This is a genomic window from Actinomyces gaoshouyii (genome assembly GCF_002076915.1).
Taxonomy (GTDB): Bacteria; Actinomycetota; Actinomycetes; order Actinomycetales; family Actinomycetaceae; genus Actinomyces; species Actinomyces gaoshouyii.
In genome coordinates this window covers 1,146,058-1,165,568 of the sequence record NZ_CP020468.1, presented here as the reverse complement: position 1 = coordinate 1,165,568, position 19,511 = coordinate 1,146,058, and the positions used below count along the sequence as shown (strand labels likewise).

General features: G+C 70.5%; 17 protein-coding genes and 1 pseudogene. 16 read left to right on the top strand and 2 right to left on the bottom strand.

Translation table 11 applies throughout. The features are described 5' to 3' along the window. Positions 1 to 120 precede the first annotated feature (120 nt). A pseudogene (locus tag B6G06_RS10495) lies at positions 121 to 255 on the bottom strand (Cof-type HAD-IIB family hydrolase); the annotation flags it as partial. A 389-nt stretch (positions 256 to 644) separates the two neighbouring features. Here B6G06_RS10495 and B6G06_RS04745 point away from each other — a divergent pair. From B6G06_RS04745 to B6G06_RS04735, 3 genes are all read left to right on the top strand, one after another. Further along, positions 645 to 2,537: a beta-glucoside-specific PTS transporter subunit IIABC gene (locus B6G06_RS04745; protein WP_081171217.1), complete on the top strand. Its 1,893-nt coding sequence runs from the start codon at positions 645 to 647 to the stop codon at positions 2,535 to 2,537. Between the two features lie 52 nt (positions 2,538 to 2,589). Beyond that, positions 2,590 to 4,029 (top strand): glycoside hydrolase family 1 protein, encoded by a 1,440-nt coding sequence (locus B6G06_RS04740; protein ID WP_080462666.1) that lies wholly within the window; start codon positions 2,590 to 2,592, stop codon positions 4,027 to 4,029. A 162-nt stretch (positions 4,030 to 4,191) separates the two neighbouring features. Continuing rightward, positions 4,192 to 5,040 (top strand): PRD domain-containing protein, encoded by an 849-nt coding sequence (locus B6G06_RS04735; RefSeq protein ID WP_080462803.1) that lies wholly within the window; start codon positions 4,192 to 4,194, stop codon positions 5,038 to 5,040. Positions 5,041 to 5,068: 28 nt separating this feature from the next. Here B6G06_RS04735 and purT read toward each other — a convergent pair whose 3' ends face one another. Continuing rightward, positions 5,069 to 6,412 (bottom strand): formate-dependent phosphoribosylglycinamide formyltransferase, encoded by a 1,344-nt coding sequence (purT, locus tag B6G06_RS04730; RefSeq protein WP_240494105.1) that lies wholly within the window; start codon positions 6,410 to 6,412, stop codon positions 5,069 to 5,071. 139 nt (positions 6,413 to 6,551) lie between these two features. Between purT and rapZ the strand changes: the two genes are divergently transcribed. The 13 genes from rapZ to B6G06_RS04665 all read left to right on the top strand — a co-directional run bounded on the left by rapZ (position 6,552) and on the right by B6G06_RS04665 (position 19,277). Next, positions 6,552 to 7,556, top strand: a complete 1,005-nt coding sequence (gene rapZ / locus B6G06_RS04725) for an RNase adapter RapZ (protein WP_188640712.1) — start codon at positions 6,552 to 6,554, stop codon at positions 7,554 to 7,556. 3 nt (positions 7,557 to 7,559) lie between these two features. Beyond that, positions 7,560 to 8,567 (top strand): gluconeogenesis factor YvcK family protein, encoded by a 1,008-nt coding sequence (locus B6G06_RS04720; RefSeq protein WP_081171215.1) that lies wholly within the window; start codon positions 7,560 to 7,562, stop codon positions 8,565 to 8,567. A 53-nt stretch (positions 8,568 to 8,620) separates the two neighbouring features. Then, a complete protein-coding gene (gene whiA / locus B6G06_RS04715; protein WP_081171213.1) occupies positions 8,621 to 9,601 on the top strand; it encodes a DNA-binding protein WhiA in 981 nt (326 codons plus the stop codon). 269 nt (positions 9,602 to 9,870) lie between these two features. Next, entirely contained in the window at positions 9,871 to 10,878 is a 1,008-nt protein-coding gene (gap, locus tag B6G06_RS04710; protein WP_081171211.1) for a type I glyceraldehyde-3-phosphate dehydrogenase, read from the top strand. A gap of 161 nt (positions 10,879 to 11,039) precedes the next feature. Beyond that, a complete protein-coding gene (locus B6G06_RS04705; RefSeq protein ID WP_080462662.1) occupies positions 11,040 to 12,233 on the top strand; it encodes a phosphoglycerate kinase in 1,194 nt (397 codons plus the stop codon). Positions 12,234 to 12,282: 49 nt separating this feature from the next. Continuing rightward, positions 12,283 to 13,065 (top strand): triose-phosphate isomerase, encoded by a 783-nt coding sequence (tpiA, locus tag B6G06_RS04700; RefSeq protein WP_080462661.1) that lies wholly within the window; start codon positions 12,283 to 12,285, stop codon positions 13,063 to 13,065. A 225-nt stretch (positions 13,066 to 13,290) separates the two neighbouring features. Then, positions 13,291 to 13,533: a preprotein translocase subunit SecG gene (gene secG / locus B6G06_RS04695; RefSeq protein WP_080462799.1), complete on the top strand. Its 243-nt coding sequence runs from the start codon at positions 13,291 to 13,293 to the stop codon at positions 13,531 to 13,533. A 17-nt stretch (positions 13,534 to 13,550) separates the two neighbouring features. After that, a complete protein-coding gene (locus B6G06_RS04690; RefSeq protein WP_229657916.1) occupies positions 13,551 to 14,558 on the top strand; it encodes a site-specific tyrosine recombinase XerD in 1,008 nt (335 codons plus the stop codon). A 44-nt stretch (positions 14,559 to 14,602) separates the two neighbouring features. After that, positions 14,603 to 15,466: a ParA family protein gene (locus tag B6G06_RS04685; RefSeq protein WP_080462800.1), complete on the top strand. Its 864-nt coding sequence runs from the start codon at positions 14,603 to 14,605 to the stop codon at positions 15,464 to 15,466. 34 nt (positions 15,467 to 15,500) lie between these two features. Next, a complete protein-coding gene (locus tag B6G06_RS04680) occupies positions 15,501 to 16,364 on the top strand; it encodes a segregation and condensation protein A (RefSeq protein WP_125898949.1) in 864 nt (287 codons plus the stop codon). Beyond that, entirely contained in the window at positions 16,361 to 17,011 is a 651-nt protein-coding gene (gene scpB, locus B6G06_RS04675) for an SMC-Scp complex subunit ScpB (protein ID WP_081171206.1), read from the top strand. Before B6G06_RS04680 ends, scpB begins: the two co-directional genes overlap by 4 nt. Beyond that, a complete protein-coding gene (locus B6G06_RS04670; RefSeq protein WP_081171204.1) occupies positions 17,008 to 18,045 on the top strand; it encodes a pseudouridine synthase in 1,038 nt (345 codons plus the stop codon). Before scpB ends, B6G06_RS04670 begins: the two co-directional genes overlap by 4 nt. Then, positions 18,042 to 19,277, top strand: coding sequence for a prephenate dehydrogenase (locus tag B6G06_RS04665; protein WP_081171202.1), 1,236 nt, complete (start codon positions 18,042 to 18,044; stop codon positions 19,275 to 19,277). Before B6G06_RS04670 ends, B6G06_RS04665 begins: the two co-directional genes overlap by 4 nt. Positions 19,278 to 19,511 lie beyond the last annotated feature (234 nt).

Here is a 19,511-nt window from a genome sequence, read left to right as displayed (position 1 = left end):
GGCGTCGGGCCCCTTGCCCGCCATATAGGCGCGCAGCGCCGTCAGAGCGCGCTCGGTGAAGTCGGACGGGGCGTAGAGCCCCGAGTTCGCCTCCAGGTAGAAGGTGAGGCCCCGCTCGCGCAGGAAGGCGACCGCCTGCCCGCACTGCTCGGCGCTCAGATGGCTGTGGAGGACCGCCTCGCCGTCGTCCTCCACATAGCCGCCGTTTCCTCCGATCATGCCGTGCAGGCCCAGGTTCCACAGCGCCGGCGGCATCTCGGCCCGGGAGCGCCCCGTGCAGGCGTAGAGTAGAGCCTGTGGCCGGCCGGCCGGCCGCCCGCGCGCGTCGCACAGCGCCCGCGCCGCCGACCGAGGCCGGGATCGTGTTCTCGTAGGTGACGAGCGCGCCGTCAACGTCGATCAGGAGGATCCTCGGTCATGGCCGGGATGCCCATGGTTCCCTCCTCGGATGTGACGTGCAGCATATGAGGATGCTCTTGTCGTGCCAAGAGCGTTCCGCCTATCGTCATCCGTGGGCAATAGCCCACCAGGATTGTGACCCACTCGGGGCAAGACCTGAGACGCTCCGCGCCATGCCGTAGAATAGCGTCTTGGGTCTTTTTTGTTGCCCCGGCGCGGATCATGGGAAGGCAAGGAGGCTCTTCATGGCAAAAGTCGACTACGCGGCAATGGCGCCGGACCTACTCGAGCGGATCGGGGGAGAGGCGAATGTCACCGCGCTCTCCCACTGCGCCACCCGCATGCGATTCGTCCTCAAGGATGAGTCCAAGGCGGACACCACCGCCATCAAGACAATGAGCGGCGTCGTCACCGTGGTGCAGGCCGGAGGCCAGTACCAGGTGGTCATCGGCACCGACGTCCCACTGCTCTTCGCCCAGGTCCAGGCCCTCCTCCCAGGTCTCGGATCAGGGAAGAACGACGGCAGTGAGGGTGGGGGCGCGCCGTCGCGCAACCCGCTGGACGCCTTCATCGCCCTCGTCTCGGCAATCTTCGCCCCGGTGCTGTGGACCCTGGCGGGAACCGGCCTCTTCAAGGCCTTCCTCGCCATGTTCGCCACCTTGAACTGGATCGATGAGGCCTCGGACACCTACACAGTGCTCTACGCTGCGTCCGACGCCTTCATGAATTTCCTCCCCCTCGTCCTCGCTGTGACGGCGGCGCGCCATTTCAAGGCCAATCAATTCACCGCGATGGCGATCGCCGGCGCCCTCGTCTACCCCTCGATCGTCGCGATGAACGACGGCGGCGCCCATACCTTCCTCGGCATCCCGCTGGTCATCATGAGCTACACGTCCTCAGTGCTTCCCATCATCGTGGCCGTGTGGGTGCAGAGCTACGTGGAGCGGGTCTGCGACCGGGTCTTCCCCAGCGCCTTCCGCAACTTCATGACCCCCTGGATCAGCGTGCTCGTCATGGCGCCGCTCACCCTGCTCACGATCGGCCCGCTCACTACGACCATCGCCGACGGCATCGCCTCGGGCGTCCAGCTGCTGTTCATCCACGTCCCGCTGCTCGGCGGCATCGTCATCGGAGGGTTCTGGCAGGTGATCGTCATGTTCGGCCTACATTGGGGGCTCGTGCCCATCATGACCCAGGAGATCACCACCAACGGCTACTCCCTCATCTACGGACCCATCGGGGCCGCAGTCCTCGCGCAGGCCGCCGCCGGCCTGGCCGTCATGATCCGAACCCGCGACGCCAAGGTCCGCGAGCTCGCCGGCCCCGCCTCGCTGTCCGGCTTCCTCGCCGGTGTGACCGAGCCGATCATCTACGGTATCAACCTGCCCCGGAAGCTCCCCTTCTACTTCGGCATCCTCGGCGGCGCCGTCGGCGGGGCCATCGGGGCGATCGCCGGGGGCCGGGTCTCCCAGGCAGGGGTCTTCCCCTCGCTCATCGCGATCCCCGCCTACCTGGAGACCCCGCACTTCATCCTGTGGCTCATCGGTGTCATCGTCGGTGTCGCCATCGCCTTCATCCTCACCTTCATGTTCGGTGTGAAGGACGATGCCGATGCCGCGCCGGGGGAGCAGACGGGCGGCCCCGCCGGGTCCGCTGCGACCACTGGCTCCCGCGCCGCCGAGCCCACCAACGCCCTCGTCGCCCCCGTCGGCGGTTCCGCCGTCCCGCTGGAGAGGGTCAAGGACCCGGTGTTCTCCTCGGGCGCACTCGGCAACGGCGTCGGCATCGTCCCTGCCTCCGGCCGCCTGGCCGCACCGGCCGCGGGGACGGTCGTCACCGCCATGGAGACCGGGCACGCCTTCGGCATCAAGACCGACGACGGCGTCGAGATCCTCATCCACGTGGGCATCGACACCGTCAACCTCAAGGGCGCCGGCTTCACGCCGCGCGTGGCCGTGGGGGACCGCGTGGGCGCCGGTGACCCGCTCGTCGACGTCGACCTCGAGGCCGTGAATGCCGCCGGCTACGACACCACCACTATCGTCGTCATCACCTCCACCGCCAGCCTGGGCGCCGTCGTGCCCATCGTCGACGGCGATGTGCGCGCAGGTGAGACCATCATCGAGATCGACCGCTGACGCCCCGGCAGCAGCAGACCATCATCAACCGCGAATGACCAAGGAGACCAGAATGACAGGATCAACCATGTTCACGCCCCGATTCCCCGAGGGATTCCTCTGGGGAGGCGCCACCGCAGCCAACCAGGTCGAGGGCGCCTACGACGTCGACGGCAAGGGACTATCCATCCAGGACGTCATGCCCAAGGGCATCGTCGCCCCTCGCACCGAGAGGCCGACCCCCGACAATCTCAAACTCGAGGCGATCGACTTCTACCACCGCTACGCCGAGGACATCGCGCTGTTCGCCGAGATGGGCTTCAAGATCTACCGCTTCTCCATCGCCTGGTCCCGCATCTTCCCTCTCGGTGATGAGACCGAGCCCAACGAGGAGGGCCTGGCCTTCTACGACCGCGTCCTGGATGAGCTCGAGAAGCACGGCATCGAGCCCCTCGTGACCCTCAGCCACTACGAGACCCCGCTGCACCTCGCTGAGGCCTACGACGGCTGGACCGACCGGCGCCTCATCGGCTTCTACGAGCGCTACGCCCGCACGGTGATCGAGCGCTACGGCCACCGCGTCAAGTACTGGCTCACCTTCAACGAGATCAACTCCGTGCTGCACGCGCCCCTCCTGTCAGGGGGCATCAACACGCCCAAGGAGCGTCTCGCGCCCAAGGACCTCTACCAGGCGATCCACCACGAGCTCGTCGCCTCGGCGAGCGCCACGAGGATCGCCCACGAGATCAACCCCGATATCAAGGTCGGATGCATGGTCATCGGCGTGCCGATCTATCCGCTGACCCCCGACCCGCGCGACGTGCTCGCCTGTCTGAAGGCCGACCACGCCAACCTCGCCTTCTCCGATGTCCACGTGCGCGGCGAGTACCCGGGATACTTCCTGCGGACCCTGGCCGAGAAGGGTGTCGAACTCGACATCGCCGAGGGCGACCTGGCCACCCTCAAGGAGCACACGGTGGACTTCGTATCCTTCTCCTACTACATGTCCGTGTGCGACACCGCCGCCCAGGCGGCGGGCCAGGGGGCGGGCAACATCATGGGCGGTGTGCCCAACCCGACCCTGGCCGCCTCGGAGTGGGGCTGGCAGATCGACCCGATCGGCCTGCGCATCATCCTCAACCAGTTCTGGGACCGCTGGGGCAAGCCGCTGTTCGTCGTCGAGAACGGGCTGGGGGCGAAGGACGAGCTCATCGAGGGGCCCGACGGCCCGACCGTTGAGGACGACTACCGCATCGCCTACATGAACGACCACCTCGTGCAGGTGGCCGAGGCCATCGCCGACGGCGTCGAGGTCATGGGCTACACCTCCTGGGGCTGCATCGACTGCGTCTCGGCCTCCACGGCCCAGATGTCCAAGCGCTACGGCTTCATCTACGTCGATCGCGACGACGATGGCGCGGGCAGCCTGGCGCGCTACCGCAAGAAGTCCTTCGGCTGGTACAAGGAGCTCATCGCATCCAACGGGGCGACGCTCCGGGTATCCGGCGGCTGACGACCGGGCCCGGGCCGGCCCCAGTGCCGGCCCGGGAACCGCAGCCGGCGCAGGAAGGGCACGGAGCGCGACCGCCCTGGGGCCTGTGGAGAGAGGATCGGTTCCGACGCCGTTCTCGACCGGTCCCGGTCAGGGGCGGGTATGGTGTGGCACACTCGGGGAGTGAGAATCCTGCGGGTGTTCAACAACAATGTCGTTCTGGCCCGTGATGCCCTGGGGCGCGAGGTCGTCGCCACGGGCCGGGGACTCGCCTTCGGGCGCAAGGCGGGCCAGGACCTCGACGAGTCCCTCATCGCCCGCCGCTACGTCACTGCGCAGGACGCCGGCCTCGTCGGCCAGATGCTCTCCGAGATCCCGCTCGCTCGCATCGCCCTCATCGAGGAGGTCTTCACCCAGGCGCTCAAGAACCTCGGCGCCACGATCACCTCGGCGGGCCTCATCGCCGTCGTCGACCACGTCCACCAGGCGCTCGAACGCGCCCGGCGCGGCGAGCGGATGGACTACCCCCTGCGGGCCGAGGTCGCCCACCTCCATCCCGAGGAACTGCGCCTGGCCGAGCGGATGGTGGCCGGCCTCAATGCCTCCCAGGCCGTGCGCCTGCCCGACGGCGAGGCCTTCGCCCTCGCGCTCCACCTCTTCGCCGCCTCCACCGGGGCCGGCTCCCTCCAGGAAGCCGCGGCGCAGTCCCGGATCGTGACCCGGGCCATCGAGCTGATCGACCGCGCCGCGCCCGACGGTATCGATCAGGGCTCCATCCACGCCGCCCGCTTCGCCACCCACCTGCGCTACTTCCTCGCCCGTGCCCGCACCGGCGCCCAGATCGACGATGGAACCGCCGATATCATCGCCGCGTCCCTGCGCGGGCGTTATCCCGACGCCTTCAGGCTCGCCGAGGAGGTGGCCTCCCTCCTCCAGGAGCGGATCAGGATCACGGTCAGGCCGGACGAGATCAGTTATCTGGCTATCCATATCGCACGGCTCCTCGGCTCCTCCACCCCGGCGGGGGAGTAGCGGGCGATACCTGCGCCGCCTGGAACCACTACCCCGCGGGAGGGATCTCCCCTGCCCGGCCTGCGGAGGGCGGACCGGTTTCGATGCTGTTTTCGACCGGTCTCGATGGGAGGGGCGGTTGGAGGAGGACGCGGATGGAGCCGGCGGCGCGCGTGGCGCGGTCGCGCGCCTCCTCCACTGTCACGCCTTCGGCCACCGCCACCGCGAGGCGGCGGCCCTCATGGGCCTCCGGCTTGCCGAAGATCCGCAGATCGGCTCCCGGCACGGCCAGCGCCTCGGCGACGCCGTCGAAGCGGGCGCCCTCGCCCGGGGCCGACGCGCCCGGGGACTTGATGACCGCGGAGGCCCCCGGCGAGCGCAGCGCCGTGTCCACGGGCAGACCCAGGAGGGCGCGTGCGTGCAGCTCGAACTCGGACAGGCGCTGGCTCGCCATCGTCACCATGCCGGTGTCGTGCGGGCGCGGCGAGACCTCCGAGAACAGGACCTCCTCGCCGCTGATGAACAGCTCCACCCCGAACACGCCCCAGCCGCCCAGGGCGGCGGTGATCCTCTCGGCCATCTCACGGGCGCGCATCAGCGCGCGTGCCGGCAGGGCCTGCGGCTGCCACGACTCCACGTAGTCCCCGCCCGCCTGCCGATGGCCGATCGGCTCGCAGAACGAGGTCACCGTGCCGCCCGTCGCCGCGTCCCGCGAGCGCACCGTGAGCAGCGTGATCTCCGTGTCGAAGCGCACGAGCCCCTCCACGATCACCCGGCCCCGGTCCACCCTGCCCTCCTCAGCGGCGCGCCGCCAGGCCGCATCCAGCTCATCGGCCGAGCCCACCACGGACTGCCCGTGCCCCGAGGAGGACATGACCGGCTTGACGACGCAGGGCAGTCCGACCTCCTCGGCGCCTGCGCGCAGCTCAGCCGCAGAGGAGGCGAAGACGTAGGGGCTCGTGGGCAGGCCCAGCTCCTCGGCCGCCAGGCGCCGGATGGCCTCGCGGTCCATCGTCAGCCGCGCGGCGCGCGCCGAGGGCACCACCCGGATGCCCTCGGACTCCAGGGCCTCGAGGGCGTCCGTGGCCAGTGCCTCGATCTCCGGGACGACCACCCGCGCCCCACAGGAGCGGATCGCCGCGGCCAGCTCGTGCGCGTCGGACATATCGATGGTCAACGCGCTGTGCGCGACCTGCTGGGCGGGAGCGCCGTCATAGCGATCGATGGCGATGACCTCCACGCCCAGGCGCGTCAGCGCGATCGCCACCTCCTTGCCGAGCTCGCCCGAGCCCAGCAGCGCCACCCGGGTGGCGCGCGGTGTCCACGGCGTGCCGAGCGGGGCGGGCCCGCCGGGCCCGGTGGTCGAAGCAGTGGGGGCGGCGCTGATGCTCATGCGCGTGACTCCTGTATCCGAGGTCGGCGCCCGAGCGTCCTGGCGACGCGGGGCGGGTGTTCCTCCGAGGGCTCACCGGAGTGCGATCCCGGTGAGCAGGAGCAGGCTACAGCCCTGCCCGTCATGCCATGCTTGGCCCATGGAGAACCATCGCACGCCACGGCCCCGGTCCTCCGGGCGCGAGGACGACGCAGACGGCGACCGGGCCGTTGGGCCCCGCCAGGATACGGTACCCATCGAGATCCCCCGGATCGACGAGGAGGCGCCTCCCGTGGCCCCCGCCACGAGCCCCCAGATGATCATCGTCACCGGCATGTCCGGGGCCGGTCGCTCCCGGGCCGCCAACGCCCTGGAGGACCTCGACTGGTACGTCGTCGACAACCTCCCGCCCCAACTGCTGCCGGCGCTGGCGGGCATGATGACCACCGTCGGCGCGGGCGTCCACCGGCTGGCCGCCGTCGTCGATGTGCGCAGCCGGGAGTTCTTCGCTCACTTCATGCGCTACCTCGCCGAGCTGCGCGAGAGCGGGACCAATGTGCGCGTCCTCTTCCTCGACGCCTCCGACGCCGTTCTGGTGCGGCGCTTCGAGTCCTCCCGCCGGCCCCATCCGTTGCAGGGCACCTCCTCCATCCTCGACGGCATCGAGCACGAGCGCACACTGCTGGGCGGTCTCAAGGGCGCCGCGGACATGGTCATCGACACCACCGACCTGTCCGTCCACGACCTCGCCCGCCGCGTGCGAGACCTCGTGGCCACCGAGTCCGATCTCGCGCTGCGCGTCAACATCATGAGCTTCGGCTTCAAGTACGGCCTGCCCGTCGACGCCGACCACGTCCTCGACATCCGCTTCATCCCCAACCCGTACTGGGTCTCCGAGCTGCGCCACCTCACCGGGCGCGACGATCCCGTGGCCGACTACGTGTTCCGCCAGCCCGGCGCCGCGGCCTTCGTCGACGGGTACGCCGACCTCCTCGCGCCCGCGCTGCCCCATTACGTCGACGAGCTCAAGCCCAACGTCACCATCGCGGTGGGCTGCACCGGCGGCAAGCACCGCTCCGTCGCCTCCGCCGAGCGCATCTCGGCGCGCCTGCGCTCGCGCGGCTTCCGCGTCAACACCCAGCACCGCGACCTCGGACGGGAGTGAGCCATGCCCACCACCATCGACTCCGGGGGGTGGCCCCGGCGCGGGGAGGAGGGCCCCGCCGTCGTGGCCCTGGGAGGGGGCCACGGGCTGTCGGCCACTCTGCGGGCCCTGCGGCACGTGACCAACCGGCTCACGGCGGTCGTGACCGTCGCCGACGACGGCGGATCCTCGGGCCGCCTGCGCCAGGAGTTCGACTGCCTGCCGCCGGGCGACCTGCGCATGGCCCTGGCCTCCCTGTGCGATGAATCCGATTGGGGTCTCACCTGGCGCGATGTCCTCCAGCACCGCTTCTCCGGCGAGGGCGAGCTGGATAACCACGCCCTGGGCAACCTCCTCATCCTGGCCCTGTGGCAGCTCCTGGGCGACGAGGTCGAGGGGCTGGGCTGGGTGGGCCGCCTGCTGGGGATCCACGGCCGGGTCATCCCGATGAGCGCCTCCCCGCTGGTCATCGAGGCCGATGTCGTCGACGGCGATGAGCGCGCGCGCGTGAGCGGCCAGGTCGCCGTGGCCAGGACGCGCGGCCGACTCGAGAACGTCGCCGTCGTCCCCGAGGACGCCCAGGCCCATCCCGAGGCCATCCGCGCCATCGAGGAGGCCGAGTGGGTGGTGCTCGGCCCAGGCTCCTGGTACACCTCCGTCCTGCCCCACGTCATTCTGCCCTCCCTGCGCGAGTCCCTCGTCACCACCCGCGCCAGGCGGGCCGTCGTCCTCAATCTCACGGCGCAGAGTGGGGAGACCGATGGCATGACGGCGGCCGATCTCCTGAGAGTCCTGCGCGAGCACGCCCCCGCGCTGCGCCTCGACGTCGTTCTCGCTGACCCCTCCACCATCGAGGATCTCGATGATCTCGAGGAGGTTGCGGGCGCCATGGGCGCAACTGTGATCCTGCGGCAGGTGCGCACCGGGGACTCCATGTGCAACCATGACCCCCTGCGGCTGGCCGCCGCCTTCCGGGACGCCTTCGACGGCGTGGTGGGCGATGTCGGCAACGGCGGAGCCCTGGGGGACTGAACCCGGACGCTGCCCAGCCCCTCAGCCAGACACGAGCGAGGAGAGCGGAAGGTATGTCGCTGACCGTCACCGTCAAGGACGAGTTGGCGCGCGTGAGCGCGGAGAGCACCGCGCAGCGCCGCGCCCAGGTGGCGTCGATGCTGCGCTTCGGCGGTGGGCTCCACATCGTTTCCGGGCGCATCGTCGTCGAGGCCGAGCTCGACCACGGCGGGGCGGTGCGCCGCCTCCACCACGACCTCAAGGAGCTCTTCGGCATGGAGCCCGAGGTCATGGTCGTCCAAGGCGGCTCTCTGCACCGCGGTACCCGCTACGTCCTGCGCGTGAGTGAGCGCGGCAAGGAGCTCGCGCGCCTCATCGGACTCGTCGACGGGCGCGGCCGCCCCGTGCGCGGGATGCCCGTGGCCGTCGTCCACGGCGTGCGCACCTCGGCCGCCGCCGCCTGGAGGGGGGCCTTCCTCGCCCGCGGCTCCCTGACCGAGCCGGGCCGCTCCTCCTCCCTGGAGGTCACCTGCCCGGGCTCCGAGGCGGCCCTGGCGCTCGTGGGCGCCGCCCGCCGTTTCGACGTGGCCGCCAAGGCCCGCGAGGTGCGCGGGACCGACCGCGTCGTCGTGCGCGACGGCGAGGCCATCGGCGTCCTACTGGACCGGATGGGCGCCAAGGAGGCCTTCAGGACCTGGGGCGAGAGGCGCAGCCGCCGCGAGTCGCGCGGAACCGCCAACCGCCTGGCCAACTTCGACGACGCCAACCTGCGCCGCTCCGCCCGGGCCGCCGTCGCCTCCGGGGCGCGGGTGGAGCGGGCCTTCGAGATCCTGGGCGATGACATCCCCGCCCACCTCGTCGAGGCCGGCCGGCTGCGCATCGCCAACAAGCAGGCCAGCCTCGAGGAGCTCGGGCAGCTCTCCAACCCCCAGCTCACCAAGGACGCCGTCGCCGGGCGCATCCGCCGCCTGCTCGCCATGGCGGACAAGCGCGCCCACGATCTGGGCATCCCCGACACCGAGTCCGTCCTCACCCCGGACATGCTCGACCTGTAGCCGCCGGCATCGGCTCGGCGCCTGCGCCCCGGAGGAGGCTGGGACGTCCGTCCCCCATGCCGAGGCTGTCACGACGAGATCACGCCGGTGGCCCCGAGAGCGTTCGCCAAGGGCGTGGATACCACTCGCGCCTCACCGCGCTGTGACGGTAGACTCGTCGCGCTGGCCCACGGAACCCCTTGAGAGCTCTTCCGGCGGGCCGGGGCGCATCGCTGATGCGCTGGAACTACGTAACCGTGCGCCTCACCGGCGCATTAGGAGGACACAAAGTGACCACCCGCGTTGGTATCAACGGCTTCGGCCGCATCGGCCGCAACTTCTTCCGTGCCGCGCTTGAGCAGGGCGCCGACATCGAGGTCGTGGCGGTCAACGACCTGACCGACAACAAGACCCTCGCCCACCTCCTCAAGTACGACTCCATCCTTGGTCGCTTCGACGGCGAGGTCTCCTTCGACGATGACGGCATCACCGTCAACGGCAAGCGCATCAAGGTCCTCGCTCAGCGCGACCCCAAGGACCTGCCGTGGGGCGACCTCGGTGTCGAGGTCGTCGTGGAGTCGACCGGCTTCTTCACCGATGGTGAGAAGGCCAAGGCCCACATCGACGCCGGCGCCAAGAAGGTCGTCATCTCCGCACCCGCGAAGAACGTCGACGGCACCTTCGTCGTGGGCGTCAACGAGGGCGACTACGACGGCGCGACGATGAACATCGTCTCCAACGCCTCCTGCACCACGAACTGCCTCGCTCCGCTGGCCAAGGTCCTCCACGAGAACTTCGGCATCGTGCGCGGCATCATGACGACGATCCACTCCTACACGGGTGACCAGCGCGTCCTCGACGCCCCGCACGGCGACCTGCGCCGCGCCCGCGCCGCCGCCCTCAACATGATCCCCACGAAGACCGGTGCCGCCCAGGCCGTGGCCCTCGTCCTTCCCGAGCTCAAGGGCAAGTTCGACGGCCTCGCCGTGCGCGTGCCCACCCCGACCGGCTCGCTCACCGACCTGACCTTCCAGGCCGAGAAGGAGGTCTCGGTCGAGTCCATCAAGGCCGCCGTCAAGGCCGCTGCCGAGGGCGAGCTCAAGGGCATCCTCAAGTACACCGAGGACCCGATCGTGTCCACCGACATCGTCGGCGACCCGCACTCCTCGATCTTCGACGCCACCGAGACCAAGGTCATCGGTGACCTCGTCAAGGTTCTGTCCTGGTACGACAACGAGTGGGGCTACTCCAACCGCCTCGTCGAGCTCACCGCTCTCATCGGCTCCAAGCTCGCCTGAGTCGGCGCACGAGCTGAGCCCACGATCGGGAGGCGCGGCGTCATGAGCACCGTGAGCACCCGATGAGAAGACGCCCGCGCACGCTCAGCGTGCGCGGGCGTCGGTCACCCATCCCCCATCCACCGTTCACTCGAACGCCACATCACACCTTGAGAGGTTTCATGAAGACCATCGATTCCCTCGGCGACCTGGCCGGCAAACGCGTCCTCGTCCGCTCCGACTTCAACGTCCCGCTCGACGCCGACAGGAACATCACCGATGACGGCCGTATCCAGGCCGCCCTGCCCACCCTGCGCAGGCTCCTGGAGGCCGGCGCCAAGGTCATCATCACCGCCCACCTCGGCCGTCCCAAGGGCCAGGCCAATCCGGACTTCTCGCTCGCCCCTGTCGCCAAACGCCTCGCCGAGGTCACCGGCGTCAAAGTCGTCCTGGCCGAGGACACTGTCGGCGAGTCCGCCAAGGCCGCTGTCGCGGCCATGAGCGCCGGTGAGATCGTCCTGCTGGAGAACGTGCGCTTCAACGCCGCCGAGACCTCCAAGGACGACGCCGAGCGCGAGGCCTTCGCCGCCCAGCTCGCCGAGCTCGCCGATGCCTTCGTCTCCGACGGCTTCGGTGTGGTCCACCGCAAGCAGGCCTCGGTCTACGACATCGCCAAGATCCTCCCGGCCGCCGCGGGCCTGCTCGTGGTCAAGGAGATTGAGTCCCTCGGACGCGCCGTCAACGACCCCGAGCGCCCCTACACCGTGGTGCTCGGCGGCTCCAAGGTCTCCGACAAGCTCGGCGTCATCGCCAACCTGCTGTCCAAGGCGGATCGCCTCCTCATCGGGGGCGGCATGGCCTACACCTTCCTCGTCGCCCAGGGCCACGAGGTCGGCACCTCCCTGCTGGAGAAGGACCAGGTCGAGACCGTCAAGGGCTACCTGGCTACCGCCAAGGCCAACGGCGTTGAGCTCCTCCTGCCCGTCGACACCGTCGCAGCCCCGGAGTTCAAGGCCGACGCCCCCGCAACCGTCGTGGCCTCCGACGCCATTCCGGCCGACCAGATGGGCCTGGACATCGGCCCCAGGACCGCCGAGATCTTCAGCGAGGCCATCGCCTCGTCCAAGACCGTCGTGTGGAACGGCCCCATGGGCGTCTTCGAGTTCGACGCCTTCGCCGCCGGTACCAAGGCCGTGGCCCGGGCCATCAGCGACTCCGACGCCTTCAGCGTCATCGGCGGCGGTGACTCCGCCGCGGCTGTGCGCACCCTCGGCTTCGACGAGACCACGTTCTCCCACATCTCCACCGGTGGCGGCGCCTCCCTGGAGCTCCTCGAGGGCAAGACCCTGCCGGGCATCGCCGTCCTCGAGGACTGATCGCGCCAGCCGCCCCACACCCCAACTGACAACGAAGGACACCACCGCAATGTCGAACCGCACCCCCCTCATGGCGGGCAACTGGAAGATGAACCTGGACCATCTCGAGGCCAACCACCTCGTCCAGGGCATCGCCATGGAGCTCAAGGACGCCGGACACGACTTCGCCAACTGCGAGGCCGTCGTCATCCCGCCCTTCACCGACCTGCGCACCGTGCAGACCGTCGTCGACGCTGACAACCTGGAGATCAAGTACGGCGCCCAGGACGTCTCCATCCACGACAACGGCGCTTACACCGGTGAGATCTCCACCGCCATGCTCACCAAGCTCGGTTGCTCCTACGTGGTCATGGGCCACTCCGAGCGCCGCGAGTACCACAACGAGTCCGATGAGCTCGTTGGCGCCAAGGCCCGCAAGGCCCTCGATGCCGGCATGACGCCGATCCTGTGCTGCGGCGAGGCCTTGGAGATCCGCAAGGCCGGCACGCACGTCGAGTTCGTGCTCGGCCAGATCCGTGCCGCCCTGAAGGGATGGAGCGCCGAGGACGTCGCCAAGATCGTCATCGCCTACGAGCCCATCTGGGCCATCGGCACCGGTGAGACCGCCACCGCCGACGATGCCCAGGAGGTCTGCGGGGCCATCCGCGCGGCCCTGCGCGAGGACTTCGGCGAGGCGACCGCCGAGGCCACCCGCGTGCTCTACGGGGGCTCCGCCAAGCCCGGCAACATCGTCGAGCTCATGGCCCAGGCCGACATCGACGGCGCCCTCATCGGCGGCGCCTCCCTCAAGGCGGACTCCTTCGCGGCCATGTGCCGCTTCTACGCCGCCTGAGCGGGATCGGGCGCCGCACCATCCGCCGCCGCCTGAGCGGTGCTCGGGCAGGGCGGTGCCCGTGACGCAACCGCGATCGGGGCCAGGGCACCTCACAGGAGGCGTGCCCTGGCCCCGGCGCGCGATTCGGGTAGAGTCGGCCATGGTCATGCCGCGCGATCGCTCGCCAGCGGCGTATCTGATCCTTCCGGGCCTCGCGGGCCCCCTCAATGAAAGGACGACGGCGTGGACATCCTCCGCATCATCCTCCAGGTGCTCCTCGTTCTGTCGAGCTTCTTCCTCATCATGTCGATCCTCCTGCACAAGGGGAAGGGCGGCGGTCTGTCCGACATGTTCGGCGGCGGTATCTCCTCCTCGGCCGGCTCCTCAGGCGTCGCCGAGCGCAACCTCGACCGGATCACCGTGGGCGTGGGCCTCGTCTGGAGCGTGACGATCATCGGCCTCGGACTCCTGGTGAAGTTCTCCTGACCACCCCATCCAGCCACGTGGCAGACCCGCGTGGGGACGCCCTCGAGCGATGCCTGCGCGGGTATCTCGCGCATCTGCGGGTCGAGCGGGGCCTGAGTGAGAACACCCTGGCCGCCTATCTGCGGGACCTGTCCCGATACGCGGGGTTCCTCCGGGGGCGTGGCATCACCGAGCCCGGCGGCGTCGCCGAGGAGGACGTTTCCGCTTTCTCCCAGGCCATCCGCACCGGCGAGGACGGGGGTCGCCCCCTGGCAGCCTCCTCCGCCGCCCGCACTGTCACCGCCGTGCGCGGCTGGCACCGATTCCTCCTCGACGAGGGCACCACGCCGACCAACCCCTCCGCGGCCGTCCGCCCCCCGCAGGTGGGGCGCCGCTTGCCCAAGGCCCTCAGCGTCGAGGAGGTGCGCGCGCTCCTGGAGGCGGCCGCCATCGACGACTCGCCCGTGAGCCTGCGCGACCGAGCCCTCCTGGAGATCCTCTACGCCACAGGGGCCCGCATCTCCGAGGCGGTCGGCCTCGTCGTCGACGACCTCGACGCCGACTCGGGCGTGCTCCGGCTCTTCGGCAAGGGACGCAAGGAGAGGATCGTCCCCATGGGACAGTACGCCTGGGCGGCCCTCGACGCCTACCTCGTCCGCGGGCGGCCGAGCCTGGCCTCCAAGGGCAGGGGAGTGCCCGAGGTCTTCCTCAACACGCTCGGGCGGCCCCTGTCCCGCCAGACCGCGTGGAGCGTCCTCCAGCAGGCCGCCGCCCGCGCCGGGCTCGTCGGCCGGCCCCCCGGGGAGGCCCTCACCGTCCCCGACGGCGTCGTCGGGGAGGACGGCGGTGCGCAAGCCGACCGCCATGTCTCGCCCCACACGCTGCGCCACTCCTTCGCCACCCACCTGCTCGCCGGCGGGGCCGACGTACGGATCGTCCAGGAGATGCTCGGCCACGCCTCGGTCACCACCACCCAGATCTACACGAAGGTGACCGTCGACCACCTCAGGGAGGTCTACGCCACGAGCCACCCCCGGGCTCACTGATGATGCCTACTGATGATTCCACTGCCGTCCGCTACCCTGGCCCCGTGAGCGACTCCAAGCAGCCCGGACTGATCGACCTTCCCGCCCCTGAGCAGAAGGAGTTCCCCGCCCCCGCGCCCCTGGAGTCCCACGGGCCGGCACGGATCATCTCCATGTGCAATCAGAAGGGCGGCGTCGGCAAGACGACGACCACCATCAGCCTGGGGGCCTCCCTCGTGGAGTACGGGCGCAAGGTGCTCATCGTCGACTTCGACCCGCAGGGAGCCGCCTCCGCCGGGCTCGGCGTCAACGCCAATGAGCTCGACACCACCATCTACGACCTCCTCGTGGCCGCCCGCCCCGACATCCTGCCCGTCATCCAGCAGACCTCCATGCCGGGCCTGGACCTCGTGCCCGCCAATATCGACCTGTCCGCCGCCGAGGTCCAGCTCGTCAACGAGGTGGCACGCGAGCAGGCGCTCGCCCGGGTGCTTCGCCCCGTCGTCGACGACTACGACGCCATCATCGTGGACTGCCAGCCCTCCCTCGGCCTGCTCACGGTCAACGCGCTGACCGCCTCCCATGGCGTCATCATCCCGCTGGAGACCGAGTTCTTCGCCCTGCGCGGCGTGGCCCTCCTCGTGGAGACCGTCGAGCGGATCAAGGACCGCCTCAACCCGCGCCTCGACATCGACGGCATCCTCGCCACCATGGTGGATTCCCGCACCCTGCACTCCCGCGAGGTCCTGGAGCGCCTGGAGCAGGCTTTCGGCGAGCGTCTCTTCGACACGCGGATCCGCCGCACGGTGAAGTTCCCCGACGCCTCCGTGGCCGCCGAGCCCATCAACACCTACGCCCCCACGCACGCCGGCGCCGAGGCCTACCGGCGCCTGGCACGGGAGATCATCGCTCGCGGCTGTGTCGCCTGAGGAGGCCGCCGCGCCCGAGGGCGCGGGGGAGCCCATGGGCGTCGGCGCGCTCGATGCCGGGGTGCGCGCCGGCTCCGGCGGGCGCGAGGGCGCCGAGCAGGAGGGGCCCGCCAGGCTCCCCGGCTTCTCCGTCAGCCTGCCCCAGTTCGAGGGTCCCTTCGACCTCCTTCTCAGCCTCATCGCCAGACGTCGGCTCGATGTCACCGAACTCGCCCTGGCCGAGGTCACCGACGAGTTCATCGCCCATATGCGAGCCGATTGGGACCTCGGGCACGCCAGTGAGTTCGTCGTGGTGGCCTCCACGCTCCTGGCTCTCAAGGCCCACCGCCTCCTGCCCCAGGTGGACGGGGAGGAGGACGAGGATCTGGAGCTGTTGGAGGCCCGTGACCTGCTCTTCGCCCGCCTCCTGCAGTACCGCGCCTACAAGCGGGCCGCCTCCTCCCTGTCCTCCATGGCCGCCTCGGCGGCCACTGCCCACCCGCGCGTCGTCGCCCTCGCCCCCGAGCTCGCCTCCCTGCTGCCCAGGCTCGTGGCCACCGTCGGCCCCGCTGAGCTCGCCCGCATCGCTCTGGCCGCGTTCAACCGCCCCGACGCCCCTGGCGTGCAGACCGTCCACCTCCACGAGGCGGTCCAGGTCGGCGAGCAGATCACCGTGCTCGCCCAGCGCCTGCGCGCCGCTGGGACACTCACCTTCTCCGAACTCACGGGCGACGCCGAGCGCGTCGCCGTCGTCGTGGCCCGCTTCCTCAGCCTGCTCATCCTCCACCGGCAGGGCAGCGTCGACCTGGAGCAGGGCGAGGCCATGGGCGAGATCACGGTGACGTGGTGCGGCGGGGAGGACGATCCCGCGGGCATCATGGCCCCGGACATGGACGGCCTGGGGGAGGAGTTCTCATGAGCGGGGATGGAGCGGCGGCGCAGGTCGCCCCGGGGGCCGACGGCCAGGAGGCGCCCGCGGTCGGCGCTGTGAGCGATGAGCTGCTGGCCGCGGCCGAGGCGGTGCTCGTCGTCTCCGATGAGCCCGTGACGCCCGCCGCTCTCGGCGCCGCCCTGGGCCTGGGATCCGAGGCGGCCGAGGCGCTGCTTCAGGCCTTGGCCGCCGAGTACCGGGGCGAGTCCGCGGATGGGGCGGCCGCGCGCCGTCGGGGGTTCATCCTGCGTCGCGTGGCCGGGGGTTGGCGCCTCGCCTCCGCGCCCGAGCACGCCGGGATCGTCGAGAGCTTCGTCGTCGGCGGGGCCTCAGCGCGCCTGTCCCAGGCGGCACTGGAGACCCTCGCCGTCGTCGCCTACCGCCAGCCCGTCACCCGCGGACGCATCGCCGCCATCCGCGGGGTCAACGTCGACGGCGTCGTGCGCACCCTCCATGCCCGCGGGCTCATCGAGGAGGCCGGCAATGAGACCTCCGGCGCGATCCTCTACCGTACGACCAACGAGTTCCTCGAGTACCTGGGGATCGACGGCCTCGACGAGCTACCGCCCCTGGCACCCCACCTCCCGGACGCCTCCCAGTTGGAGGACATCGAGCACGAGACGGAGACGCGATGAGCACCCGCGGTCACAGCACCGGCAATGATGAGGTCCCCCTGGGCGACTTCGGGGCAGAGGAGTTCTACGACGAGGACGACATCGAGGAGCTCGGCGACGCGGACCTGACGCCCGAGGAGATCGCCGCCTTCGACGACGGCGCCCTGGCCGAGGATGAGGAGGCCAGGCTCGTCGACGAGCGCAGCAGGGCCTCCCGAGGCGGTGAGGATGACCCGCACGTCCACTCCGGGCAGCGCCTCCAGAAGGTCCTCGCCCACGCGGGCGTGGCCTCCCGCCGGGCCTGCGAGGCGATCATCGCCGCGGGCCGCGTGAGCGTCGACGGCGTCATCGTCACCGAGGCCGGGGTGCGCGTGGATCCCACCCGCCAGGAGATCCGGGTTGACGGCTCGCGCATCCTCACCGACCCCGACGTGCTCACCGTCATGCTGCACAAGCCCGCCGGCGTCGTGACCACCATGGAGGACCCCGAGGGGCGGCCCACCGTCGCCGAGCTGGGGGAGCGGTACGTGGCCGAGCGCGCCGACGAGCTCTCACGGAGGGGCACAGGCGGAGCGCAGGGGGCGGGCGCGTATCGCGGGGACGGCGCGAGCGGGCGCATCAGGCTCGTTCACGTGGGGCGTCTCGACACCGACACCGAGGGCCTGCTCCTGCTGTCCAACGACGGCGAGCTCTCCCACCGGCTCATGCACCCCAGTTACGAGATCTCCAAGACCTACGTGGCGATCGTCCAGGGGAGGGTCGAGCCCTGGGTACCGCGCAAGCTCAAGCGCGGCATCGAGCTCGAAGACGGCCTCATCAGCGCTGACCGCGTGGTCATCAAGGACTCCGGGCCCGCGGGCTCGATCCTGGAGATCACCCTGCACTCCGGGCGCAACCGGATCGTGCGCCGCATGTGTGACGCCGTCGGGCACCCCGTGATCCGGCTATCCCGCACCAGGCTCGGCCCATTGGCGCTCGGCGGGCTCAAGCCCGGCGCCATGAGGGCCCTCACCAGTGAGGAGATCGCGGCACTCCAGAGAGAGGTCGGACTATGAGCCGGTTGGAGGCGCGCGTCGTCCAGGTGGGACCGCCCGGTAGAGGGACGGGTGGGGCAGCGGAGGAGCATGGGGGAGGCCCGGCGGCGCGCCCTCCCGCCGCCACGCGCGGCCCTGTGCTCATCATCGGTACCGGACTGCTCGGCACCTCGCTCGCGCTCGTCCTGCGGGCGGCCGGCGTGCCCGTCCAACTCCGGGACACCTCGCCCACCTCGCTCGCCCTGGCCCGGGACATGGGTGCCGGCACCGTGAGGGCAGAGGGGGATCCCGAGCCGGCGCTCGTTGTCGTCGCCACCCCGCCGGATGTGGCCGCGCAAGTGGCGGTCGGGGCCCTGGAGGCCCACCCGGGGGCGGTGGTCACCGACGTCGCCTCCGTCAAGGCGCGCGTGGGCGCGGAGGTGAGGGCCCGGGCCGGTGCGGCGGCCTCCCGCTACGTGGGCTCGCACCCCATGGCCGGCCGGGAGCGCTCTGGGGCGGGGGCCGCTGACTCCGACCTTTTCGCGGGTCGCCCCTGGGTGATCGTCGCTGACGGCGCCGAGCCGGCTGCCGAGATCGCCGTGCGCAACCTGGCGATGGACGCCGGGGCGGCGCCACTGCGCCTGGGCGCCGCCGAGCACGACAACGCTGTCGCCGCGGTCTCGCATATGCCGCAACTGGTCTCCTCCCTCGTCGCTGCCCGTCTCGAGACACTGCCGGAGGCGGCGCTCGAGCTCGCGGGCCAGGGCATCAGGGATGTGACCCGCATCGCCGCCTCCGATCCCCGACTGTGGTCCGCGATCGTGGTGGGCAACGCCGGTCCCGTGACCGGGCTGCTGCGGGAGCTGCGCGATGATCTCGACGCACTCATCAGTGGGATCGAGCCGGCCGCCGTTGACACTGCCGACGAGGAGTACACCGCCCCGGGCAGGGCTGAGGAGATCGCGCCCGGCGCCGTTAGCGCCATTACGGACGTCATGAGGCGCGGCAACGCCGGTCAGGCCCGTATCCCCGGCAAGCACGGCGGGGCGCCCAGGCGCTACGCGGTGGTGCAGGTCCTCGTCCCCGACAAGCCCGGCTACCTGGGCCGCCTGTTCACCGACGTCGGCGAGGCGGGAGTCAATATCGAGGACTTCGCCATGGAGCACTCCGCCGGGCAGAGCGCAGGCCTGGCCATGATCTCCGTGCTGCCCGGCGCCGCCCAGCCCCTGGAGGCCGCGCTGGATGAGCGGGGGTGGCGGGTCGTCGTCGCCTGAGGCAGGGCGGGCCCTCGGCCCGCAGATACCGTCTCAGCCCGGCGTTGCGCCCTCGAAATGCGAGAATGAGGGCGCATAAGCGGGCTGAGACGGTATTTCCGGCGTGAGGGCGTGTTTGCGGGCCGAAACTGTATCTTCGGTGTGAGAGGGAGCCAGAGTCGAGCGCTGCCCCGCCGGACCGGTTTCGATGCTGTTTTCGACCGGTCTCGGTGAGGGGGGAGGGGCCGGGGCGGC